The following is a 22063-nucleotide window of genomic DNA, read 5'->3' on the forward strand; positions in this document are numbered from 1 at the left end:
CTTCGATGTCGAACAGGTTGATCTGCGGATTGCCTATCGTCTCGGCATACAGCGCCCTGGTTTTCGGGGTGATCGCACGGGCGAAGTCTCTCGGATCATCGGGTTTGACGAATACGGTATCGATGCCGAGCTTTCTGAAGCTGACATCGAGCTGCGAATAAGTGCCGCCGTACAGCGTATTGGCCGCGATCAACTGGTCGCCGGCTTCGAGCAAAGTCAGCAACGCGACGGTCTGCGCCGCCATGCCGGACGCCAACGCGAGTCCGGCGCGCCCGCCCTCCAAAGCTGCGATGCGCTGTTCGAGCACGGCATTGGTCGGGTTCGACAGCCGCGAATAGACGTTGCCGAACGTTTGCAAATTGAACAGCGACGCCGCCTGGTCGGCCGAATCGAATACGTAGGAGGTCGTCTGATAGATCGGCACCGCGCGCGAACCCGTAGCCGCGTCCGGGACTTGGCCCGCGTGCAGACACAGTGTTTCGAAACCAAATTCGCGGTCTGACATAGCGCCTCAGCGCAGACGCGGCCTGGTCCGCGTCTTCCTCCGCGGCTTCGTCGTCGAGATATTCAGGGCAAACATAACGAACGCTTAGCCGATATGACCTTGGTATCGACGCCGGCGAAATTCAGCCCGCCGAATAGCCGCGCGTGTTCGATCTTCACGCAGCGATCCATCACGAATTGCAAACCCGCGGCAAGCGCCAGTCGCCCGGCTTCTTCGTCGATCACCCCGATTTGCAGCCAGAGGACTTTGGCGCCGATGGCAATTGCGTCTTGTGCGATCGGCGCGATGTCCGCACTTTTGCGAAAGCAATCGACGATGTCGACGGGTTCGGGCACGTCGCGCAGATTGGCATGACACCTCTGGCCGAGCACCTCATCTCCCGCGTATTTCGGATTGACCGGAATGATCCGGTAGCCGTGATCGAGCATGTATTTGGCCGCGAAATAACTCGGCCGGAACCAGTCGGCTGAGAGGCCTACGACGGCGATGGTTCTGTTTTCCAGAAGTATGCGGCGTAACGTCGCGATATCAGGCGCGCTCATAACAAGTCAGGAATGGTTCGGTAAAGCAGAATGATGACGCTACCGCAATGGCAAGGGAAGTGCAAAACGCGGCAGCGCTGCGCCGGCCGCGAAGCTGTATCGCTACACCGCGCGTTTACGTCAACAGCGGCCGCAGTCAATGCCGGAATCGTCTGTCCGCGAACGCATTCGGGTGGCGAGAGTCATAGTTGCGTCTGCTGAAGTCATCACTGCGTCCGGCAATGTGCGATAGCGCACAGAACTCGATTCGGAAAGCGGGCACCATCAATCGTCACATCCCGGACGGGATTTTCAACTTAAGGAGTCGAGCAATGTTCAAACTGACAAGCATCGCGGCCGCGGCCGCGCTGATGGCGTCGTCGATCGCGGGTATTTCCGTGGCGAGCGCGGCGGACGACGTGATGTTTTCGACCGGCGGCTATGCGCGCGGTGGTCAAGGCTTGCGCACGATGAAAGTGATGAAGGCCATGGATAAAGACGGAGACAAGGCGGTGTCTCAGGAAGAATTCATGGACATGCAAGAATCGACGTTCAAGAAGATGGACAAGGATAAGGACGGCATGATCAGCACCGAAGAATGGGTCGGCAAGCAGCGCAAATCGGGCTCAGGCGCGGCCATGCGCGACGAAGGATCGAAGACCACCGAATCGAAAACCACAAGAAGCGCGCCATCTTCCACTCGGAGCACAACAGGGTCTGACGCCGGCACGACGGCGGCGCCGGGAACAACGTTGACCGACGAAGCTCGCGCGAATCAGTCCCCGGAGGCAGGTAGAGGCGCGGCGGGTTCGGCCAATCCTTCCAGGGGCGCCAACGCTCCGGGCAGCACGTCGGCCGAAGGAAAACCGTACAGCAGCGAAGCTGAAAAACAGCAGTCGCGCAAAGGCGGCGCGGATGGACCGGCGGGCTCATCGAATCCGTCGAAGGGCGCAAATGATTCCAGCGCAACCCCTAGCGAGGGCAAGTCGTTCAGCGGCGAGGCGGAGAAGCAGCAAAACCGCTAAGCCTTCTAATTATGATGTTTTCTAAAAAAAGGTCATAAGTCAAAAGCCGTTCGTGCTGAGCCCGTCGAAGCATGAACGGCCTTCGACAAGTTCAGAGCTGCCCTGGAAATGCCAGGTTTAATCGGGGGCCGAACGAACATATGGCGTTCATCTCTCGACGGGACACCAGCCCTGGTTGCGAAACCACTAGGCGCCCACTGCGAGAGCGGCGTTCGGCCGATTCGTCGCAAATCCGCTGCTTCGTTCGCGGCGCTCCGTTGCTGTGCCTTCAAGACTGTTTCCGCTGGATTCACGGGCGCACTCGCGATCGAGGAAAATGCGCTGTCCGTCGCAGTGTAAAAAGCGGTTGTAAAAACGGCTAACCATTGTAGGCCTTACACTTTTCTCCCTTCCCGACGCGCGACACCGCTTTAGATCATAAAAAAACCGGGCGTCAACACGTGGCGCGAATCGTGCTGAAAGCGAAATCAGAAGTTATCGCTCGATCGCGCACTTATGTGCGAAATCACACAAAGGAGTAAAGCATGGAAACAGGCACCGTTCAAAACTGGGGCGACGCGTTCATGACATCGATAACCGGCGCGCTTGCGGTCTTCATGGCGGCAATCCCGAAGATCATCGCTTTCATCCTGATTCTGGTTATCGGCTGGTTCATCGCCAGCCTGATCGCCAAAGTCGTGGCGGCGCTGTTGCACAAGGTCAAGTTCAACCAGCTTGCGGAGCGCGCGGGAATCGCCGGGTTCATGCAGAGCATGGGCACCGATGCCTCGGGTTTTTTCGCCGACATCGTGAAGTGGTTTATCCGGCTCATCACGCTGGTCGTTGCGTTCGACGCCCTTGGGCTGCCCGCGGTGTCGCAATTCGTGCAGCAGGTGCTGCTGTGGATTCCGAATCTGATCGTCGCGATGGTGGTGCTGGTCATCGGCGGGATCGCCGCGCAGGCGCTCTCCAAATTAGTCAAAGGGACAGCCGAAAAAGCCGGCATCGGCAATCCTGCTGTCATGGCGACCATCGCCAGCGTCGGCGTTTGGGCGTTCGCCATCATCATCGCGGTCAACCAGCTCGGCATCGGCGAAGCGCTGGTCAACACGCTGTTCATGGCGACAGTCGGCGCGGTGGCGTTGGCGATCGGCCTCGCGTTCGGGTTGGGCGGAAAAGAAACCGCCGGCAAGATGGTCGCGGAGTTGTACAGCAAAGGCAAGGAAGCGGCGCCGAAAGCGGCGGCGGTTGCGGATGCCGCGAAACAGCAGGGTCAGCAGATGAAAGAGCAGACGAAGCACGAAGCGCAGCAGATAAGATCAGTGCCTTACAGCGGTTCGGAACGACGCAGGAATTTAAGCGCGAGTTATACGGGTAAGGAGCGGCGCGCGGCCTAGCGGTCTCAGTTTCGAATGCGCAAAGGCCAGCGCCGGAGAATTTAACGCGGTTTCACTGTATCCAACTGGAGATTACGATGAAAAAAGTCACTGCGGTCCTTCTATTTTCGTTCATCACCATGACTATCACGGGATGCGCTATGAACCCGTTCGCGGATGACAACATCTACGGAACCAGAGATACGGCAAAAGATACCGATCCGACCACCAAATCCGGTACCGGCGGGAGATCGACCAAGGATTCCGATCCGACCAGCGGCGGACGCGGCGCGAAATAGCTGGAGCCGCTCTCGCATTGACGACGCGGGATTGCCGCGTCGGCGGGCGCGCGGACACGTTACCGCGACAGCGGCGGTTTGCGGGGAGCGCGGACACGTACCGCGAAGCGGCCGTTTGCGGGGAGCGCGCCAAGCCCCGCCTCCCGCCCCGGATCGCTGCGCGAACGCCGTGTCGGCGGGGCCTCCCCTCGCAAAGACAACTGTCATTGCGAGCGGCCTTCAGCCCGGGCTTGAACCGGGGGAAGCACCCTGGTTTGTTGTTCTCGACTCTCATTGCAACCTGCCTTGAACCCTGAGCGAAGGAGAAAACCATGAACGAGCAAGTCAAAGAGCTTTTGTATCAAATGCTGGAAACCGAGTTGGGAGGCGTGCAGGTTTATACGACCGCCTTGCAGTGCGTGGTCAATAAAGACTTGAAGGAAGAATGGACAAAGTATCTCGAACAGACGACGCATCACGTGGAAGTCGTCCAGGATCTATTCGAGAAGCTCGGCCTGGACGCGGCACAGCAAACACCGGGACGCCAGGTGGTTCACCATCTCGGCGAAGGGCTGGTGAAGGCGATGCAAATGGCGAAGCAAAGCGGCAAGCCGGAAGCGGCCGAACTGGTCGCCTGCGAATGCGTGGTGCTCGCCGAGACCAAGGACCATCAAAACTGGGAATTGCTGACCAAGTGCGCCGAGAAAGCCAAGGGCGACGAGAAGAAGCTGTTGACAGCCGCGACCGACGAGGTCGAGGACGAGGAAGACGAACACATCTATCACAGCAAAGGCTGGTGCCGCGAATTGTGGATTAAATCGCTCGGAATGCCCGCGGTGCTGCCGCCTCCGGAAGAAGAGAAAGACGTGAAGACCGCTATCGGCGCGGCGCGCGCGGAAAAAGCGCGCGGGACAATGCTGTGAGCGGGCTGCTGTGAGCGGACGGAATGGCCTTCGACAGGCCTGTTCTTGAGTAAAGCCGAAGGGCTCAGGCCGAACGGAGATATATCAGTTAAGTGCCGTTCGTGCTGAGCTTGTCGAAGCATGAATGGCCTTCGAGGAACCTCAGGCCGACCGTCCCGCGCTGCTGAGTAAGGTTGGAAAGGTAAGGCATGCCAAAGTTTTTTGAAGACGAAAGCGCCCAGGAAAATCTGTCGAAATCCTTGTTGGCGGCGGCCCGGGGCGTGGACGAAACGGGCAACCAGACCGTCATTCCGGTCGTGCGGGAAGAGCTTGTCGTCAGCAAGCGCGTAGTCGAAACGGGGCAAGGCATACGCGTCACCAAAACCGTTTCGGAACGCGAGGAGATCGTCGACGAGTTGCTGGCCCGGGACGATGTCGTCTTCGAGCGCGTCAGCCTCAACCAGGTTGTCGCCGCCACGGAAATTCCGGACGTCCGCTACGAAGGCGAAACCATGATCGTGCCGATACTGGAAGAAATTCTGGTCGTCGAGAAACGCACGATTTTGAAAGAAGAGCTGCGCATCAGTCGCAGGCATTACGAGGTTCGCGAACCGCAACGCGTCGTTCTTCGGTCGGAAGAAGTCTCGATCGAGCAGTTCGACGAACGTTCCAGCGATGCGGTCGAGCCTCCGGGCAACACCGGGATCAACGATTGATCCATTTAAAATGAAGCTGTCATTTTACGAAAGGAATTCATCATGGAAAAAACATTGGTAGCCGTATTTGACAATCAAAGCGAAGCGCAACAAGCGCTCGATGCCCTGACCAATAAAGGTTTTTCGAGCAGCAATGCGCGCATCGCCTCGGCTGAAAGTCTCGGCTATAGCGCCGAAAGCGCGAGCGCGAGCCGGCCGGATCAGGAGGAATCGTTCGGCGACAAGATCGCCAACTTTTTCGGTTTCGGCGATCAGGACGAAACCTATACCGAAGCGGTGCGGCGCGGCAGCTACGTCCTCACCGTCGATGCGGCGAGCGACGATGAAGCCGAGCGCGCCGCGGATATCATCGATGAGTTCGACCCGGTCGATATCGATGAGCGCGAAGCCTCGTGGCGCGAAAGCGGCTGGCAGGGTTCGCAGGCGGCCGGCACGGCGTTGCGAGGCGGCAACGAAGGATCCAGGATTCCGATTATCGAAGAGCAAATGACAGTCGGCAAACGCGAGTTGCAGCGCGGCGGCATACGGGTGCATACACGCGTCACCGAAACGCCGGTCGAGGAAACCGTCAATTTGCGCGAGGAGCACGCGACCGTGAAGCGCCGGCCGGTGGATCGCGCCGCGACCGATTCCGACAAGGCTTTCAAAGACCAGTCGTTCGAGGTTCGCGGTACTGCCGAGGAGGCTGTTGTCGGCAAAACTTCACGCGTTGTCGAGGAAGTGGTGATCGGCAAGGAAAGCAGCACGCGCGATCAGACCGTCAAGGGCAACGTGCGCAAAACCGATGTCGACGTCGAGCAACTCGGGCAGGGCTCGGGCAACGGGTCGTCGAAATCGGGTCGTTACGGCGGCCCGGAACGGCGCATGAACTCCGGCGCGAGTTACCGCGGCGAAGAGCGCCGCGCGGCTTAATTGACGTTAAGGGGGTGGCGAAGCCGCCCCTCTCAATTGACGAGCGTCGCGAAAGCAGTGGCGCAATATGCGGACGTCTCACGGCGCGCCCCGCGTAGAAGCCAGGCACGACCTCAGCGTCGCGCACACGCTGTGCAAATGAACGACATGCGCGCCCGAACGCAACCGAATGAGAAAGTTGTGAGGAAGGAGAAGTGATGAAAAAAGCAATCTATCTCGCGCTCGGCGGCTATGTCTGGCGTTGGCTGCAAAAACGCAGGGCAAGCAGAAAAGCCGGTCGTCGCATATGAAGTCCGCCATCGGGCGTGAGCTTAGTCGCCTACGCCGTCATGGCGCATGGCGGCTTTCTGGGTCTGGGCGAAAAGCTGATTCCGATTCCGTGGAACCGCCTGCGCCGCACCGCCGACGGCGAAGTCTTTGTGATTGACGTTGACGAGAAAACGCTCGACAAAATCGCCGGCTTCGACAAGGACAACTGGCCGTCGAAAGAAGCCGCCAATGGCTTTTGGCAAAAGCCATAAACGCAGGAAGGAGACACGATTGATTTTACGCAACGGTGCAGGAAGCTAACGCACGGAAGCGAATTGTCTCTGAAAAAATTGCTTATCGGCGAACTCATCGGCGCGCTGTGCACTGTTTTGGCGTTCTCGCCCGCGATCGCGGCAGTGCGAGCGCCGCTGGGTTTTTTTGGCATCGAACCCGAACCGCTGACAGACGAGATCGACACCGCGCGGCCGAGCTTCAGCACGAGCCCGGTTCCGCTCGCGGCGGGTCATTTGCAAATCGAATCCGGCGTGCAACTCAGCAAAATCGATAGCGACGACGAGGATGTGACGCTCCCATTCGCGCTGTTGCGCGCGGGGCTGGCGAAGAACCTCGAATTGCAGTTGGGCTGGGACGGCTACTCCGATGCCGGGGTGGGCGATCGATCGTTCAAAGGCGGAACCGATACGACTGTCGCGCTCAAGACGCAATTGACCGGGCAGAGCGGCGCGCTTCCCGCGCTCGGCCTGCTTGGGCAAGTGTCGTTACCGACGGGGGCGGGGAATAAAACATCGGATTCGGTCGATCCGTCTCTCGGCTTGCTGTGGACTTACGATGTGGCGAACGCGGGGTATTTCGGCACGGCGCTCGTCACCTCGACCACCGATGACGATGATGACCGGATAGGACAGTCCGGCATAGGCGCCGGTATCGGGGTCCCGCTGGCGGATCGGTTGCGCGCCTACGTCGAATACTTCGGCATCTTCACCCGGCATGAAGCTCCCGAGCACAATGCCAATGCCGGCGTCATTTACGTCTTCACCCACAATATGGCGCTGGACGCCGTTATCGGCGGCGGGCTGAACGCTGCCGCTCCGGACTTTTACGTCGGTGCTGGCGCCAGCCTTCGATGGTAGTTCGCGGCGATGGGAAACCTTGTCGGATGGCGCAGGATCTTCGGCAAAAGCCATCGCGGGGGATGATCGGAAACCCGGTTAACACTACGATTCCGGGACCGGGGATGCGCGTCCTATCGACTGATATCCGCGGAAGTATCGCCGCCATGCGACTGGAAACTCATGTGCCCACGCTGTTGCACATACGCTACATACCAAAAGATTTTTGTGGCAATGCCGCACCGCTTTGGCGTAATCTGGCTATCCCACGTCTGCATTAAGAAGAAGGAGATTCCGATGCGAAGAATCAGTCTGTTGACAGTGATTGGCGTCGCGGCGGCGACTGCTCCCTTGATCTCCCATAGCCAGGCCGTTTACGAGCCTGAGCGCTATTTCGATAACCGCTGGTACATCACGCCATCTGTCAACATGGTTATCCCGGACGACGAGCGCAACGCCGATGTCGGCGGCGCCGTCGGCCTGGCAATCGGTCGTCCGATCAATCCGTATCTGAATTTCGAGCTTCGCTCGCTCTACGAGAAACTCGATGGCGAATCCGGCGGGCCCGGAGACTACCATAACTGGAGTTTCGGCGCGGACGCGCAATGGTTTTTTCTGGGACGCGAGGGTGTGGGCAAGCAGGATCAGCTGCAGCCTTACTTCCTGCTTGGCGGCGGCGGCATCAGGGACGACGTTCCTGCCGAAGACAAATGGAGTGTGTACGGCAACGTAGGCGCGGGTGTCGTAGCGCCTTTGGGAGACTGGGCCCGCCTCGTGCTGGACGCGCGTTATCGCTGGGATAGCAATCGCGGAAATATCGCGACGGGCGGAAATTTCGACGATTTTCTGGTCGGTCTGGGCTTGCAGATTCCGCTGGGCCCAAAGCCGCTTGTAGCGGAGGCGCCGAAACCAGCGCCAGCGGCTGAGCCCCCGCCACCCGAACCGGCGCCGGAACCGGAACCAGCTCCGCCCCCGCCACCGCCGCCTGCGCCGAAGGTCACGCGTTTCGAAATCGAGACCGACGGCACGTTCCAGTTCGACAAGGCCGTGCTGACCGCGGAGGGCAAAAAACGGATCGATGATTTCGTCAACACAGCGCAGATCTCAGGCGGGACGTTCAATTCGATCGTCATTATCGGACACACCGATCCGCTGGGGTCCGAGGTTTATAACAAGAAACTCTCCCTGCAGAGAGCGAACGCAGTGCGTGATTACATCACCAGTCGCGGTGTTTCGGCCAGCGACATTCGCGTCGAAGGACGCGGCGAGAGCGGGCTCAAGATCACGGCAGCCGAATGCAAGGCAAAAGGTCAGGCCAAGACCCGCGCTGCGCTCATCAAGTGTTTCCAGCCGAACAGGCGCGTGGACGTCGACGTCGAGGCCATGCGGCAGGAGTAACATTCGGACCGCCGCAGGATGGCGAGCGAACAACACGCCCCGGGAACGGGGCGTGTTGTTTTAAGCTGGCGGCTGTAACCAGCGTTTGTCGGCCGCCACCTGGACAGGGTGTTGAAAAACGGAGCGAGCGCAGTAGATCAGGGTGCGGATGCTCTTTGACAGCAAATCCCGGCGGTTCCCTTATTTCCCCGGAATCTTCAGCTTCTGTCCCGGATGGATCAAATCCGGATTCTTGATCTGATCCTTGTTGGCTTCATATATTTTTTGCCAGGTGAGGCCCGGATAGTTCTTTGCGATCTTCGATAGCGAATCGCCCTTCTGCACCGTGTAAGTCGTTTCCGTGGCAGTTCCCGTCTTTGCCGTCGGGGCCGGCGCAACGTCGATATTCATGACAACATCTGCAGCGCGCATGTCGGGATCGATTTCACCGTAGATGTCCCAGAGCCGTTGTTTGACGGCCTCGCTGGGCGCTTTGCCGGTGACATAAAGCACACCGTCCTGTTCGCGCGCGGAGAAATCCGCGACCTTGTCCTGCCTGGCGCTAATGATGAGTTTCTGGTACTTGTCGGTCAATGCCATGATCGTTTTCTCCGCGCTTATTTGATGGTCATTTCGTTGACGACTTTCTTCGGCTTGGCTTCATTGGCTGCCTTCATTGCATCCTGCAATTGCGCGCGTTTGATGTCGCCCGTCAGCTTGACCTCGCCGTTTTGCACCTGAACGTCGACTCCGCTGACGCCAACCTTTTCCAGGTTCGCGGTGACGGCATTTTTGATTTTCGCGTCGTCGGCTTCGAACGCCGGCGCCGGCGCTTTGTCCGGCGTAGCGACAGGCGCGGGCGCCATATCCGGCGTGGCGAGCGGGGCCGACTTGACTTTGAGGTTGTTCACGACGTTTTTCACGCCCTTGACGTCGCGCGCCGTCCGCTCGGCCTGCGTCTTTGCGTTATCGGAATCGACTTGTCCCGACAGGGTTACGACACCATCCTTGACGGCTGCGGTAATGCCGGGAGCGGCCGCCGCGACTCTGGCTTGAACTTCGGAGCCGATCTTGTCGTCCTTCGGTGCGCAGCCGGCCAGCATGCCAGCCATGAGAAATACGAGAAAAAACCAATATTTACGGGGCGTAGCAATGGGCATGAAGAGCCTCCTTTTTGGTATGACGATTTTTTGCTTGGTAAGAATCGGAGAGGAATCGCGTGCACCATCGGCGGATACCGATAATGCCGGCAAATTATACTTCCCACACCGCGATAAGTGGGGCAGAAAGTTTACTCTGCTTGAGCATATTTGAAAGCGCCCTATTCCAAAAGCCGCTGCCGTCAATCCTCAGGCTCAGACTTTGCAGCGTCGTCATGCCACAGCCTGGCCTCGATCGCCGCCACCCGCAGCGAAGATCAGGCAGCTTACGGGGATGACGGTGGCGGCGAATATGATGATGTCCAGAAGGCTCATCGATTCTCTGCCGCGGTAGCTTCAGGCATGTCCTGCATTCACGTACGCGGCGCCTGCGCAAGAAGGCTCGCACGCTCCAGCATCGAGGAACGCGCGCCAACATCCTTCTCAAGCCGCTCGAGGCGCTTCGGCAGTTCGATCGCAAGCCATTGCAAATGATAATCCAGCTGAAGCTGGATCGAGTCCTGACCGTGTTGCTCCGCATAGTCCGGTTTAACCGGGCGCGGATCGGCCAGAATGGCAGCCGGCGCGCTCTCCGTGCGCGCTCCGTTGCCGTGGTCGCATCGAAAGACTGGGTCTGGCGTTCCTGTTCTCCTTTTCGTCCTTTCCTTAAAACTTGTCCGGGGAAAGTGACTCTTCGATCAAAATTTCCGCAGCAGCGCAAGGCGCGCGGATTCGAGAGCCGCCTCCGTCGCGCGCAGTTCACGCGCCAATTTATCGCTGGCGGCGATTTCCGCATCGGCCCGCGCTTTCAGCCTCCCTTCGGATTTGTGCAGCATCGCTTTGACGTGCTCGAAGTCATGCCGGAGGTGATCGATTAGCTCGCTTTCGTCGGACCTTTTTCGCTTTAGCGTGACGGTATCTTGCATGAATTTCCTCCTGTTTCCTCCCTGAAGCCATGGACTGGCCATAGGGCATAGCATGACCTCCCCCCGCATTTTGGTCTGTGCGATATCGCACGCTGGGCGCTGCGGCGCTAAGGATCTTGCGACGAGTTTGTCACTATGTGTTAAAACGCACATAATTGGACCTTGCGCCTGTGCGATATCCTCGCTATGACGCGAACGCGTGATTTCCGCCCCCTCATCGGAGAGCACTGTGCCTGATTCCAAGCCCCCACAATCGCCTTCAAACCATCTGCTCGCCGCCCTCCCCGAAAACGTTTTCCGGCGACTTGAGCCCTCGCTGGAGCCGGTCGATTTCAAGCTCGGCGACGTCATCTACGAACCCGGCGCAAAGTTGCAGCACGTCTATTTCCCCGTCACCTGCATCATTTCGTTGCTGTACACGATGGAAAACGGCGTCTCCGCCGAGATCGGCGTTGTCGGCAACGAAGGCCTGGTCGGCCTGGCTCTGTATATGGGCGGCGACACCATGCCGAACCGCGCCATCATCCAAAGCGCGGGCAGCGCGCTGCGCCTGCCGGCGAAAGCGCTTCAGGACGAATTCAAGCGCGGCGGCGAGATGCAGATCGCGCTGCTGCGCTTTACGCAGGCGCTGATCACGCAAATGTCGCAGACCGCGGTGTGCAATCAACTCCACACTCTCGATGAGCAACTGTGCCGCTGGCTGCTGTTGAGCCATGACCGGTTGCAGAACGACGAACTCGTGATGACGCAGGAATTGATGGCGAACATGCTCGGCGTGCGACGCGAAGGCGTCACCCTGGCTGCCGGACGACTGCAAAGCGCGGGCCTGATCCGCTACAACCGCGGGCGCGTCAACATCAACAACCGCACAGGCCTGGAAGAGGCGGTTTGCGAATGCTATCGCGTGGTGAAGCTCGAGTACGAACGACTGCTGAATGATCAAAGGGTACTCGCCTGACGGCCTCGCTTAAGTGCGATAGCGCACAGAACGCCGGCGCGGAAGCTGTCATGCTGATGGTGTAGTTCTGATCTCTACCTCCTTGAGATCCTTGAGGCGGTCGCCAGGCCGCCTCTTTTTTCTCTTGGTGGAACCCTGGTTTTGTTGCGCATTCTCATAGCATTCGTTCGTATAGCATTGAGCGTCAGCCCGTACCAAAGCACCAACATTACAGTCGCCGACATCCGGGAGTAACCAACTCTTCTTGACGTTGTCAGTTGGGAGTTTTCCCAATGACTACCCGGAGGAGATCGCCATGGCCCGCGCCAAAACCGAGCGGATACAAAACCGTCTCTTAGCCGCCCTGTCCCGCGCCGATTACAAAAAGTTGCTGCCCGATTTGCGGCGCGTCGAATTGACGTTGACCGACGAGTTGTATCGGGCCGGCGAAACCGTACGCCACGCCTGGTTTCCGGACAGCGGCATCGTTTCGCTGTTGTCCACGGCGCACAACCATTCCAGTGTGGAAATCGGCGTGGTCGGCAACGAAGGGATCGCCGGCGTGAATGTCTTTCTCGGCGTCGCCGTCACCAGGCATCGCGCGCTGGTGCAGGCGCAGGGCAGCGCCATGCGTATGAGCGCCGCCGCGCTGCGCAGGCACGTCGAACACAGCGCCGCGCTGCGCCGTCTGCTGATGCGCTACACGCACGCGCTGATGATGCAGATCGCGCAATCGGCGGTCTGCCTTCGCACTCACACGGTCGAGGAGCGCGCCGCGCGCTGGCTGCTGCTGACGCTGGATTTCGGGCAATCCGATGTCTTCAGCATGACTCAGGAGTTCATGGTGCCGATGCTCGGCGTACGCCGCGAACGCGTGACGCAAGCAGCGGGCAAGCTGCAGAAACAGGGGCTGATTCGTTATAGCCGTGGCGAGATCACGGTGCTCGACCGGCCGGGGTTGAAAGCAGCTGCGTGCGAGTGTTATCCCATCATCAGAGCCGAGTACGATTTTTTGCGGTAGGCGATTCGGTGAACCCGACGCTGATCGGTTTGCTCCCTCCCCACCTGCTGGAGAGGGCCGGGGTGGGGATGCCAAAAGAATCGCGGAAGCCGAAAACCATCGCTGCCGCTGCGGCCGCTCCTCACCCCCATCCCGGCGCGCGGACACGTCGCACGGACACGTTAGTGGCGTAGCCGCCAGTTTGCGGGGAGTGCGACTCGGCCGAACCCGGATCACGGCGAGCGAAGCTTTGGGGCGGAGCCGGGTTCGAAGGCGTCGCTCCCGCAAGCAGCTGCTTTGCAGTAATGTGTCGCGACGCCCCTCCCGCCCCGGATCGCTGCGCGAACGCCGTGTCGGCGGGGCACCGGCGAATCCGGCCGTCTGCAGGGGAGCGCGCCGGCCGGGGAAATGTGGATTGTCTCGCTGCGGCAGTGCGCGGAAAGCACGACACAGACGTTCAGCGCAGCGCCAGCGCCGCCGGCGATGCGCATGTGAAGTTGTCAAAACGACTTCAGGCGTGCGATCAGCGAGCTGAACGCAGGCCCTGCGGTTTACTTCAGATGAGCGTTGACCAGCTTCGTCATCTCGAACATCGAGACGGTTTTCTTGCCGCCGAAAATGGGCTTCAACTTGTCATCCGCGTTGATGTTGCGTTTGTTCTGGCTGTCTTGCAGGTTGTGGCTCTTGATGTATTCCCAGATCTTTTTCGTCACTTCGGTGCGCGGTATGGCCTTGCTTCCGATGATCGCGGCCAGATCGTCGCTGGGCTGCACGGGTTTCATGAAGCCGGCATTGGGTACGCGTTTCGCAGCGGTTTTGGCCGGCACTTTTTTATCCTGCGTTTTGGCGGGGCTTTTTTTAGGGGCTACTTTCCTGGCTGTTGGCATCGTCGGTATTCCTCTGGTTATGAAAGCGTCGTGGGCTGGCCGTTGCGGGCGTGTCTATTCCGCCCGCTCAACCGCTGCAGCGCGCGGAATTCTGCCAGATGTTACATCTACCGTGGCTGTAAAGGGAATTATTTCTGCCGTCCGTGACAGCGCAGTATTGCAGGACAAACTTTCGCGCTGTCGCGTTGCCAAATATTCGCATAACATAATCGCATCGTTCGAGCACGAGGCGGGCAGGGATTCAGCCTGGCCCGGACGATCCGACGGAATTCCGGACAGACGTTCCGGGTTGCGCAAGCCGGGGCTAGCGATGGTCAAAAAACTGCTGATCGCCATACTGCTTTTGATCCCGCTCGGCGCGGCCGGGCAGCTTCGCGAACTGCCGGATTTTACCGGTCTGGCCGAAAAGCAGGGGGCCGCGGTTGTCAACATCAGCACCATCAGCCAGGCGCGCCAACCGCGCGCCGGATACCCGGCCGTTCCCAATCTTCCCGAAGACGATCCTTTCTACGAATTCTTCAGGAAGTACGGACCGGGCGGCGAAGGCGCGCCGCGCGATTTCGAATCGAAGTCGCTGGGTTCGGGGTTCATCATCAGTGCCGACGGCTATGTCCTGACCAATGCCCATGTTGTGGCAATGGCTGATGAAATTACGGTCAAGCTGGTCGATAAGAGGGAATTCAAAGCGAAAGTCATCGGCGCCGATCGCCGCACCGACATCGCGCTGATCAAAATCGACGGCAGCGATCTGCCGCGGCTCAATTTCGGTGATCCGTCCGAACTCAAGGTCGGCGAGTGGGTGATCGCCATCGGCTCGCCGTTCGGTTTCGAAAATACCATGACCGCCGGTATTGTCAGCGCCAAGGGCCGGGCGCTGCCGCAGGACAGCTTCGTGCCGTTCATCCAGACCGACGTCGCGGTCAATCCCGGCAACTCGGGCGGGCCGCTGCTCAATCTGCGAGGCGAAGTCGTCGGCATCAATTCGCAAATCTACAGCCGCACCGGCGGCTTCATGGGTTTGTCGTTCGCGATCCCGATCGATGTCGCCGTCGACGTTTCGAATCAGCTGCGCACGAGCGGCCGCGTGCGTCGCGGCCGCATCGGCGTCGTGATTCAGGATGTGACGAAGGAACTCGCGCAATCGTTCGGCCTCCGTGTGCCGGAGGGGGCGCTCGTCAATTCGGTCGAAAGCGGCAGCCCGGGCGAAAAAGCCGGTCTCGCCGCGTCCGACATAATTCTCGCGTTCGATGGCAAGCCGGTCGCGACATCGGGTGATCTGCCGCGCGTCGTCGGCGCGACCAAACCCGGAAGCAGGGTTCCGGTGCAAATCTGGCGCAAAGGCAAAACCCGCAAATTGTCTGTGCTGGTCGGCGAAATTCCGGACGAACGGGTGGAAAAGCTTGCGCTGCGCAAACCGGTCGTGCCAGAGGCCGCGCCGCAAGCTGCCACGATGCTCGGCATGACGCTGGCCGAGTTGCCCGAAGCGCTGCGGGCAGCGACCAGCGTCGGCGTTCTCGTCGAAGACGCGCAGGGCGCCGCCGCACGAGCCGGTATCCGGCGCGGGGATATCCTGATCGCGATCAACGATCAGGACGTGAAATCAGCCGACCAGTTTGCCGCACTTGTCAAGGGCTACAAAAAAGGCCGCAGCATCGCGCTGCTGATTCAGCGCGGTGGAAGTTCGACTTATATTCCGCTGAAGATTGCGGAGTAGGAAATCCGGATCGGGCGCCGCTTGCCGCGCGCTCTCCGCCATCTGTGGCGACGCCGCCGCGATAATCCGATAAAATCCGGCTTTCGCAAGGGCACGGTCAGTGCCCTTTTTTCTGATCAGGGTTCCCTTGCAGCACATCCGCAACTTCTCCATCATCGCCCACATCGATCACGGTAAATCGACGCTCGCCGATCGCATCATCCAGTTGTGCGGCGGCCTTTCCGATCGCGAGATGGAAGCGCAGGTGCTCGATTCGATGGCGCTCGAGCGCGAACGCGGCATCACGATCAAGGCGCAGACCGCAGCGCTCGAATACCGTGCACGCGATGGCCAGACCTATCTTCTGAATTTGATCGACACGCCGGGCCACGTCGATTTTTCGTACGAAGTCTCGCGCTCGCTGGCGGCGTGCGAAGGCGCGCTCCTGGTCGTCGATGCGTCGCAGGGGGTCGAAGCGCAGACGGTTGCGAATTGCTATACGGCGATCGAGCAGGGCGTCGAAGTCGTACCCGTGCTGAACAAGATCGATCTGCCGTCAGCCGAGCCGGCGCGCGTGATCGAGGAAATCGAGGACATCGTCGGCATCCCGGCGCAAAACGCATTGCACGCCAGCGCCAAAACCGGGCTCGGCGTCACCGATATTCTGGAAGCCGTGATCGCTCGGATGCCGCCGCCGAGGGGCGATCGCGAAGCGCCGCTGCAGGCGTTGATCATCGATTCGTGGTTCGACAATTACGTCGGCGTGGTCATGCTGGTGCGCGTGTTTCAAGGCAGCCTGAAGCCGAAAGACAGGATTTTGCTGATGTCGAACGGCGCGCTCCATCTTTGCGAACAGGTCGGCGTATTCACGCCGAAAAGCACACCGCGGCCGCGGCTTTCGGCGGGCGAAGTCGGCTTCATTATCGCCGGCATCAAGGAATTGCAGTCAGCCAAGGTCGGCGACACCGTTACCCTGGCCGATCGGCGCGCCGCCGCGGCGCTTCCCGGTTTCCGCGAAATCAAGCCGCAGGTTTTCGCCGGGCTTTATCCGGTCGAATCGAATCAGTATGACGCGCTGCGCGACGCGCTGCAGAAGCTGCAATTGAACGATGCATCGCTGCGCTACGAGCCGGAAACGTCGCAGGCGCTGGGTTTTGGTTTCCGCTGCGGTTTCCTTGGTCTTTTGCACCTCGATATCGTGCAGGAACGGCTCGAGCGCGAATACGACATGGACCTGATCACGACGGCGCCGACCGTGGTCTATCAACTGCTGTTGCGCGACGGCACGGTCAGCGAAATCGAGAATCCATCGAAGCTTCCCGATCCTTCCAAGATCGAAGAAATCCGCGAGCCGATCATCACGACATCGATACTCGTGCCCCAGGATTATCTCGGCGCCGTCATCACCTTGTGCACGCAAAAGCGCGGCGCGCAACGCAATATGCAGTACCTGGGCCGCCAGGTGATGCTGACCTATGAAATTCCGCTGAACGAAGTCGTTGTCGATTTTTTCGACAAGCTGAAATCCGTGAGCCGCGGCTATGCCTCGATGGATTACGAGTTCAAGGAATTTCGCGCCGCCGACCTCGTCAAGCTCGACATCCTGATCAACGGCGACAAGGTCGATGCGCTATCGACGATCGTGCATCGCGCAGGCAGTCAATATCGCGGGCGCGATCTGGCGGCGCGCATGCAGAAGCTGATTCCGCGTCAGATGTTCGATGTCGCCGTGCAGGCCGCCATTGGTTCCCACATCATCGCCCGCGAAACCATCAAGGCGCTGCGCAAAAACGTGCTCGCCAAATGCTACGGCGGCGACATCACGCGCAAAAAGAAACTGCTCGAAAAGCAAAAAGCCGGTAAGAAACGCATGAAGCAGGTCGGCAATGTCGAGATTCCACAGGAAGCGTTTCTGGCGATCTTGCAAACGGAGAATAAATGAGGCGTGAGACGGGAATCGGGAATCGGATATCGGAGATTAGGGATCGCGGCCTGGCGATCGTGGTATGGGGTTTGGCGGTTGCGGTTTGCCGGTTCCCGATACCCTATACCCAATCCCCGGAATACAGGCCATGAACTTCGCCTGGATCATGTTTATCCTGCTGCTCGTGACGGGCAGCATCTGGTTGCTCGACCGTTGGGTTCTGCAAAGGTGGCGCGGGCCGGACGGCAAGGAGCCCTGGTGGGTCGAGTATCCGAAAAGTTTCTTTCCGGTCATCCTCATCGTTTTCGTATTGCGCTCGTTTCTGGTCGAGCCGTTCAAGATTCCGTCGGGCTCGATGATCCCGACCCTGCTGGTCGGCGATTTCATTCTGGTCAACAAATATGCATACGGTCTGCGCCTGCCAATCGTGAACATCAAGATCGTCGACGTCGGCGAGCCGGAACGGGGTGACGTGATGGTGTTCCGCTACCCGGAAAACCCGTCGCTCGATTACATCAAGCGTGTAATTGGCTTGCCCGGCGACAGGATCGAGTACCGGAACAAACGCTTTACGATCAATGGCGAACTGGTGCCTGTCCATCCCATAGGCGAGTACAGCTACGTCGAAAACGGTCTCGATTTCGTGACTTCTTTGCGCCGCGAGGAAAAGCTCGGCGAGCACCTTTATTCGACGCTGGTCCAACCCGACACGCCGAATCTGCAGCTTGCCGGCGTGCGCCAGTTTCCGCGGCGCGAAAATTGCGCTTACAATGACGCCGCCTTGAGTTGCACGGTGCCAGCGGGCCATTACTTCATGGTCGGCGATAATCGCGACAGCAGCTTCGACAGCCGCTACTGGGGCTTTGTCTCTGAGCGAAATATTGTCGGCAAGGCGTTCATCATCTGGTGGAATTTCGATGCGTTGAAACGCGTGGGCCAGCCAATAGACTGAGTGCCAGGCATTGCGCAGTCATCCGCGAAAGCGGGAATCCAGGATGTCAAAACGCCATCGGTGACGCTTCTCAACTATAAAACCAGCAGGGGAAAACTATGCTCAGGCAACGCGGAATCAGTTTGTCGGGATTGCTGGTCGCATCGGTTGTGATCATCTTCGCCGCGCTATTGCTATTCAGGGTTTTGCCAGCCTACATAGAGTACTTTACGGTTAAAAAAACCCTGAACCGCATCGCCAGCGACCCGGAAATGCAAAAAGCAACGCCCGCGCAAATTCGCAGCGCATTCGGCAAATCGAGCCAGATAGACGATATCACCGCCGTGACGCCGCAAGACCTTGAGATCTCGAAAGACAGTAACCGGCTGGTGCTGAACGCAAGCTACGCCAAGCGCGTACCGATTGTTGCGAACGTATCGGCCTGCTTCGATTTTCTCGCATCCAGCGAGTAGTGGCGTGAAGCAGGGCGCCGTAAGTCATTCTGGACTCCGCATCAGCGAGCGCCTCGCTTACAGCTTCGTCCAACCCGAACTGCTGCGCCGCGCGCTGACCCATCGCAGCCACAGTGCGAATAACAACGAGCGCCTGGAATTTCTGGGCGACAGCGTGCTGAATTGTCTGATCGCCGATGCGCTGTATCAGCAGTTTCCGCGGCTTTCCGAAGGCGAGCTGTCGCGTCTGCGGGCGAGCCTGGTCAATCAGCAAACGCTGTACGAAATCGCGCAAGCCCTGAACCTCGGCGAGGAGATCTTGCTGGGCGAAGGGGAATTGAAAAGCGGCGGTTTCCGGCGCCCTTCGATACTCGCCGATGCTCTGGAAGCTGTCCTCGCCGCGGTTTTTCTCGATGGCGGATTCGATTGCGTCCGGCAGGTCGTGCATCATCTGTTCTCGCCGCTGTTGCGCGGCCTCGATCCCGGCACGATGCTCAAGGACCCGAAGACAGTGCTGCAGGAATACCTGCAGGCGCGGCGCATCGCGTTACCGCAATACAGCGTCCGCGCGACGCGCGGCGAGGCGCACGAGCAGGAGTTTCAGGTCGAATGCACGATTGCCGAATTGAATGTCCAAGCCACCGGCGAAGGCATGAGCCGGCGCAGCGCCGAGCAGAATGCCGCGAGGCTCGCGTATCAACTGGCGGCGCGGGCTTGACCGGATTGCCGGCAGCCTGTTTGCGCTCTGAACCCTGTTATGCAATCCGCCGCGCAACCTCTCGGGCAACCCCCTTTTCGCGTTGGACATATCGCCATCGTCGGGCGACCCAACGTCGGCAAATCTACATTGTTCAACCATCTCGTCGGGCAGAAGCTCAGCATCACCTCGCGCAAGGCGCAAACCACACGTCATCGCGTCGCCGGGATTTTGAATCGGGAGCGGGCGCAGTTCGTCTTTGTCGATACGCCGGGTTTCCAGACCCGGCATCTGAACGCGTTGAACAGCGCCCTGAATCGCAGCGTCAAACAAGCGCTGCGCGAAGTCGATATCGTATTGCTGGTCATCGAGGCTGGCCAGTTGGGCGCGCGCGATCGCGAGGTCATCAGATTGCTGCCGGCCGCCCGACCGGTGTTGGCCGTCATCAACAAAATCGATCGGCTTGAGGATCAGGCATTGCTGTTGCCGCTGATGGAAAAGCTGGCCGTGGAATTCGCTTTCACGGCGATCGTTCCGGTTTCGGCCAAACAAGGGAAGGGGATGGCCGAATTGACCGCTGCGATCGCGGGCCATTTGCCGGAGCAGGAACCGCTTTATCCGGACGATCAGGTGACCGATCGCGACGAGCGTTTTTTCGCGGCCGAATCGATACGCGAGAAGCTGTTCCGTTCGCTCGGAGAGGAGCTTCCTTATGCATGCAGCGTGGCGATCGACCAGTTTGTCGAAGATGGCGGTTTGCGCCGTATCCACGCCACCATCTTCGTTGACAAGCCGGGGCAGAAAGCCATCGTCATCGGCGAACGCGGAGAAAAGCTGAAAGAAATCGCCACGGCGGCGCGGCTCGATATGGAGCGCTTGTTCGGCGGCAAGGTTTTTCTGAAGGTCTGGGTCAAGGTCAAAAGCGGCTGGGCCGACGACAGCCGCGCGCTGGCGCGGTTTGGCTATGATCCGTAACACTCTCGCGACTGTGGATGGCCGCGGATAAAGCGCGGCAGGATGCGCAGACTGCCTTCGTTCTGCATACCTATCCATTCCGCGAGACCAGCCTGGTCATCGAGATATTCGCCCGCGATGCCGGACGCGTTGCGCTGGTTGCGCGCGGCGCGCGGCGGCCGAAGTCGGCCCTGCGCGGCGCGCTGCTTGCGTTCCAGCCGCTCGCCCTGAGCTGGTTCGGCAAAAACGAATTGCGCACTCTGCATCGCGCCGAATGGCTGGGCGGGTTGCCGATGCTGCATGGCGAAGCGCTGATCTGCGGCTTCTACCTGAACGAATTGCTGCTCAAACTGCTCGCGCGCGACGATCCGCATCCGCTGCTGTTCGACAGCTATCACGCCGCGCTGCAGGAATTGGCCGGCGCCGGCGAAGTGGCGCCTATCCTGCGCCGATTCGAGAAGCGTTTTCTGCAGGAATTGGGTTACGCGCTGACCTTGACCCGCGATGCGCGCAACGGCGCCACGATAGAAGCCGATCGGCAATATGCGTATGTCATGGAGCGCGGCGCGCTGCCGGTCGCGCCCGCCGGCGTCAGGGAAAAAAAGGTAGAATCGGTCGGCCCAGGAACCGGCGGCGGAAAGCCTCCGCTTGTCGAAATCAGCGGCAAGACCTTGCTCGATATGGCGCGTGACGACTATTCGGATGCTACGACTTTGCAGCAAAGCAAACTCCTGATGCGCGCGATTATCGATCACTATCTCGGCGCGCAAAGTCTGAATACGCGGCAACTGATGAAAGACCTGCGGCAACTATGATTCAGCTCGGCGTCAATATCGACCACGTCGCGACCTTGCGTCAGGCGCGCGGCACGCTTTATCCGAGCCCGATCGAAGCAGCGCTGCGCGCAGAATCCGCCGGAGCGGATTCGATCACGCTGCATCTGCGCGAGGATCGCCGTCATATCCAGGACAGCGATGTCGAAATCCTGCGCCAACTGCTGCAGACGCGCATGAATCTCGAATCGGCATTGACGGACGAAATGCTGCGCTTCGCTTTACGTATCAGGCCGCACGATGTTTGCCTCGTTCCCGAACGCCGCGCCGAACTGACTACCGAGGGCGGGCTCGATGTCTTGCGTCATTTCGACCGCGTCAAGGAGGCGTGCGCCAGGTTTGCCGATGCCGGCGTGCGCGTGTCGCTGTTCATCGATGCCGAGCGCGCCCAGATCGATGCCGCCAGCGAGGCCGGTGCGCCGGTCATTGAGATTCATACCGGCCATTACAGTGGTGCGCCGACGGCGGTAGCGCAAATGCATGAGCTGCAAAAAATCGAAGACGCCGCGACATATGCCGAATCGATCGGTCTGCGCGTACACGCCGGACATGGCTTGCACTATCACAATGTCCTGGCAATTGCCGCGATCCCGTGCATGCGCGAACTTAACATCGGTCACGCGATCGTCGCCCACGCCCTGTTCGCCGGTTGGGACGCCGCGGTGCGCGAAATGAAACAGCTGATGGCAGCCGCCCGCGTTCGAACAGGCTGTTGAAAAA

The 22063-nt window shown here is 59.6% G+C and carries 25 protein-coding genes; 19 read left to right on the top strand and 6 right to left on the bottom strand.

Features of this window, described 5'->3' with window-relative positions; translation table 11 throughout:
* On the bottom strand, positions 1-505 hold a 505-nt coding region (locus H0V78_03055; protein ID MBA2350787.1), incomplete at its 3' end, for a PLP-dependent transferase.
* Between the two features lie 62 nt (positions 506-567).
* Positions 568-1047: a CoA-binding protein gene (locus H0V78_03060; GenBank protein MBA2350788.1), complete on the bottom strand. Its 480-nt coding sequence runs from the start codon at positions 1045-1047 to the stop codon at positions 568-570.
* 311 nt (positions 1048-1358) lie between these two features.
* Here H0V78_03060 and H0V78_03065 point away from each other — a divergent pair, with 311 nt between their 5' ends.
* The 9 genes from H0V78_03065 (at position 1359) to H0V78_03105 (ending at position 8991) form a co-directional block, all read left to right on the top strand.
* Positions 1359-2051 (top strand): hypothetical protein, encoded by a 693-nt coding sequence (locus H0V78_03065; GenBank protein ID MBA2350789.1) that lies wholly within the window; start codon positions 1359-1361, stop codon positions 2049-2051.
* A 524-nt stretch (positions 2052-2575) separates the two neighbouring features.
* Positions 2576-3427: a small-conductance mechanosensitive ion channel gene (locus tag H0V78_03070; GenBank protein MBA2350790.1), complete on the top strand. Its 852-nt coding sequence runs from the start codon at positions 2576-2578 to the stop codon at positions 3425-3427.
* A gap of 77 nt (positions 3428-3504) precedes the next feature.
* Entirely contained in the window at positions 3505-3705 is a 201-nt protein-coding gene (locus H0V78_03075; protein ID MBA2350791.1) for a hypothetical protein, read from the top strand.
* Between the two features lie 311 nt (positions 3706-4016).
* On the top strand, positions 4017-4607 hold the full coding sequence (locus H0V78_03080) for a hypothetical protein (GenBank protein ID MBA2350792.1): 591 nt from the start codon (positions 4017-4019) through the stop codon (positions 4605-4607).
* Between the two features lie 188 nt (positions 4608-4795).
* Positions 4796-5302 (top strand): YsnF/AvaK domain-containing protein, encoded by a 507-nt coding sequence (locus H0V78_03085; protein ID MBA2350793.1) that lies wholly within the window; start codon positions 4796-4798, stop codon positions 5300-5302.
* Between the two features lie 42 nt (positions 5303-5344).
* Positions 5345-6214, top strand: coding sequence for a DUF2382 domain-containing protein (locus H0V78_03090; protein ID MBA2350794.1), 870 nt, complete (start codon positions 5345-5347; stop codon positions 6212-6214).
* Between the two features lie 305 nt (positions 6215-6519).
* Positions 6520-6735 (top strand): PRC-barrel domain-containing protein, encoded by a 216-nt coding sequence (locus tag H0V78_03095; GenBank protein ID MBA2350795.1) that lies wholly within the window; start codon positions 6520-6522, stop codon positions 6733-6735.
* A 63-nt stretch (positions 6736-6798) separates the two neighbouring features.
* Positions 6799-7614 carry a transporter gene (locus H0V78_03100; GenBank protein ID MBA2350796.1) on the top strand — a complete coding sequence of 272 codons (816 nt, stop codon included), beginning with the start codon at positions 6799-6801 and terminating at the stop codon, positions 7612-7614.
* A gap of 276 nt (positions 7615-7890) precedes the next feature.
* Positions 7891-8991 carry an OmpA family protein gene (locus H0V78_03105; protein ID MBA2350797.1) on the top strand — a complete coding sequence of 367 codons (1101 nt, stop codon included), beginning with the start codon at positions 7891-7893 and terminating at the stop codon, positions 8989-8991.
* A gap of 180 nt (positions 8992-9171) precedes the next feature.
* On the opposite strand, the gene H0V78_03110 is transcribed toward H0V78_03105, so the two are convergent.
* The 3 genes from H0V78_03110 to H0V78_03120 all read right to left on the bottom strand — a co-directional run bounded on the left by H0V78_03110 (position 9172) and on the right by H0V78_03120 (position 11035).
* Entirely contained in the window at positions 9172-9570 is a 399-nt protein-coding gene (locus H0V78_03110; GenBank protein ID MBA2350798.1) for a LysM peptidoglycan-binding domain-containing protein, read from the bottom strand.
* Positions 9571-9587: 17 nt separating this feature from the next.
* A complete protein-coding gene (locus H0V78_03115; protein ID MBA2350799.1) occupies positions 9588-10130 on the bottom strand; it encodes a BON domain-containing protein in 543 nt (180 codons plus the stop codon).
* Between the two features lie 677 nt (positions 10131-10807).
* Positions 10808-11035, bottom strand: coding sequence for a hypothetical protein (locus H0V78_03120; GenBank protein MBA2350800.1), 228 nt, complete (start codon positions 11033-11035; stop codon positions 10808-10810).
* Positions 11036-11264: 229 nt separating this feature from the next.
* Between H0V78_03120 and H0V78_03125 the strand changes: the two genes are divergently transcribed.
* Entirely contained in the window at positions 11265-11993 is a 729-nt protein-coding gene (locus H0V78_03125) for a Crp/Fnr family transcriptional regulator (protein MBA2350801.1), read from the top strand.
* Between the two features lie 295 nt (positions 11994-12288).
* Complete coding sequence (locus H0V78_03130; GenBank protein ID MBA2350802.1) at positions 12289-12993, top strand: Crp/Fnr family transcriptional regulator; 705 nt, start codon at positions 12289-12291, stop codon at positions 12991-12993.
* A 530-nt stretch (positions 12994-13523) separates the two neighbouring features.
* On the opposite strand, the gene H0V78_03135 is transcribed toward H0V78_03130, so the two are convergent.
* The gene (locus tag H0V78_03135) at positions 13524-13859 is read right to left on the bottom strand and encodes a hypothetical protein (GenBank protein ID MBA2350803.1); all 336 of its coding nucleotides are present in this window, start codon (positions 13857-13859) and stop codon (positions 13524-13526) included.
* A gap of 310 nt (positions 13860-14169) precedes the next feature.
* Between H0V78_03135 and H0V78_03140 the strand changes: the two genes are divergently transcribed.
* The 8 genes from H0V78_03140 to pdxJ all read left to right on the top strand — a co-directional run bounded on the left by H0V78_03140 (position 14170) and on the right by pdxJ (position 22059).
* Entirely contained in the window at positions 14170-15573 is a 1404-nt protein-coding gene (locus H0V78_03140; GenBank protein ID MBA2350804.1) for a DegQ family serine endoprotease, read from the top strand.
* Positions 15574-15700: 127 nt separating this feature from the next.
* Positions 15701-17494, top strand: a complete 1794-nt coding sequence (gene lepA, locus H0V78_03145) for an elongation factor 4 (protein ID MBA2350805.1) — start codon at positions 15701-15703, stop codon at positions 17492-17494.
* Between the two features lie 130 nt (positions 17495-17624).
* Positions 17625-18428, top strand: a complete 804-nt coding sequence (lepB, locus tag H0V78_03150) for a signal peptidase I (GenBank protein ID MBA2350806.1) — start codon at positions 17625-17627, stop codon at positions 18426-18428.
* A 98-nt stretch (positions 18429-18526) separates the two neighbouring features.
* Entirely contained in the window at positions 18527-18880 is a 354-nt protein-coding gene (locus H0V78_03155; GenBank protein ID MBA2350807.1) for a DUF4845 domain-containing protein, read from the top strand.
* A gap of 40 nt (positions 18881-18920) precedes the next feature.
* Positions 18921-19577, top strand: a complete 657-nt coding sequence (rnc, locus tag H0V78_03160) for a ribonuclease III (GenBank protein MBA2350808.1) — start codon at positions 18921-18923, stop codon at positions 19575-19577.
* 39 nt (positions 19578-19616) lie between these two features.
* On the top strand, positions 19617-20531 hold the full coding sequence (era, locus tag H0V78_03165) for a GTPase Era (protein ID MBA2350809.1): 915 nt from the start codon (positions 19617-19619) through the stop codon (positions 20529-20531).
* Positions 20532-20548: 17 nt separating this feature from the next.
* Entirely contained in the window at positions 20549-21325 is a 777-nt protein-coding gene (gene recO, locus H0V78_03170) for a DNA repair protein RecO (protein MBA2350810.1), read from the top strand.
* Positions 21322-22059 (top strand): pyridoxine 5'-phosphate synthase, encoded by a 738-nt coding sequence (gene pdxJ, locus H0V78_03175; protein MBA2350811.1) that lies wholly within the window; start codon positions 21322-21324, stop codon positions 22057-22059. Before recO ends, pdxJ begins: the two co-directional genes overlap by 4 nt.
* Positions 22060-22063 lie beyond the last annotated feature (4 nt).

This window comes from Burkholderiales bacterium, from assembly GCA_013695435.1.
Classification (GTDB): domain Bacteria; phylum Pseudomonadota; class Gammaproteobacteria; order Burkholderiales; family JACMKV01; genus JACMKV01.

What these genes read in the sequence shown, in the direction of transcription:
- H0V78_03140 (MBA2350804.1), top strand. Translation starts at nt 14,170, where the DNA reads ATGGTCAAAAAACTGCTGATCGCCATACTGCTTTTGATCCCGCTCGGC.
- H0V78_03090 (MBA2350794.1), top strand. Translation starts at nt 5,345, where the DNA reads ATGGAAAAAACATTGGTAGCCGTATTTGACAATCAAAGCGAAGCGCAA.
- pdxJ (MBA2350811.1), top strand. Translation starts at nt 21,322, where the DNA reads ATGATTCAGCTCGGCGTCAATATCGACCACGTCGCGACCTTGCGTCAG.
- H0V78_03065 (MBA2350789.1), top strand. Translation starts at nt 1,359, where the DNA reads ATGTTCAAACTGACAAGCATCGCGGCCGCGGCCGCGCTGATGGCGTCG.
- H0V78_03110 (MBA2350798.1), bottom strand. Translation starts at nt 9,570, where the DNA reads ATGGCATTGACCGACAAGTACCAGAAACTCATCATTAGCGCCAGGCAG.
- recO (MBA2350810.1), top strand. Translation starts at nt 20,549, where the DNA reads ATGGCCGCGGATAAAGCGCGGCAGGATGCGCAGACTGCCTTCGTTCTG.
- H0V78_03085 (MBA2350793.1), top strand. Translation starts at nt 4,796, where the DNA reads ATGCCAAAGTTTTTTGAAGACGAAAGCGCCCAGGAAAATCTGTCGAAA.
- H0V78_03105 (MBA2350797.1), top strand. Translation starts at nt 7,891, where the DNA reads ATGCGAAGAATCAGTCTGTTGACAGTGATTGGCGTCGCGGCGGCGACT.
- H0V78_03075 (MBA2350791.1), top strand. Translation starts at nt 3,505, where the DNA reads ATGAAAAAAGTCACTGCGGTCCTTCTATTTTCGTTCATCACCATGACT.
- H0V78_03080 (MBA2350792.1), top strand. Translation starts at nt 4,017, where the DNA reads ATGAACGAGCAAGTCAAAGAGCTTTTGTATCAAATGCTGGAAACCGAG.
- lepB (MBA2350806.1), top strand. Translation starts at nt 17,625, where the DNA reads ATGAACTTCGCCTGGATCATGTTTATCCTGCTGCTCGTGACGGGCAGC.
- H0V78_03115 (MBA2350799.1), bottom strand. Translation starts at nt 10,130, where the DNA reads ATGCCCATTGCTACGCCCCGTAAATATTGGTTTTTTCTCGTATTTCTC.
- era (MBA2350809.1), top strand. Translation starts at nt 19,617, where the DNA reads ATGCAATCCGCCGCGCAACCTCTCGGGCAACCCCCTTTTCGCGTTGGA.
- H0V78_03130 (MBA2350802.1), top strand. Translation starts at nt 12,289, where the DNA reads ATGGCCCGCGCCAAAACCGAGCGGATACAAAACCGTCTCTTAGCCGCC.
- H0V78_03120 (MBA2350800.1), bottom strand. Translation starts at nt 11,035, where the DNA reads ATGCAAGATACCGTCACGCTAAAGCGAAAAAGGTCCGACGAAAGCGAG.
- H0V78_03060 (MBA2350788.1), bottom strand. Translation starts at nt 1,047, where the DNA reads ATGAGCGCGCCTGATATCGCGACGTTACGCCGCATACTTCTGGAAAAC.
- H0V78_03070 (MBA2350790.1), top strand. Translation starts at nt 2,576, where the DNA reads ATGGAAACAGGCACCGTTCAAAACTGGGGCGACGCGTTCATGACATCG.
- H0V78_03155 (MBA2350807.1), top strand. Translation starts at nt 18,527, where the DNA reads ATGCTCAGGCAACGCGGAATCAGTTTGTCGGGATTGCTGGTCGCATCG.
- H0V78_03135 (MBA2350803.1), bottom strand. Translation starts at nt 13,859, where the DNA reads ATGCCAACAGCCAGGAAAGTAGCCCCTAAAAAAAGCCCCGCCAAAACG.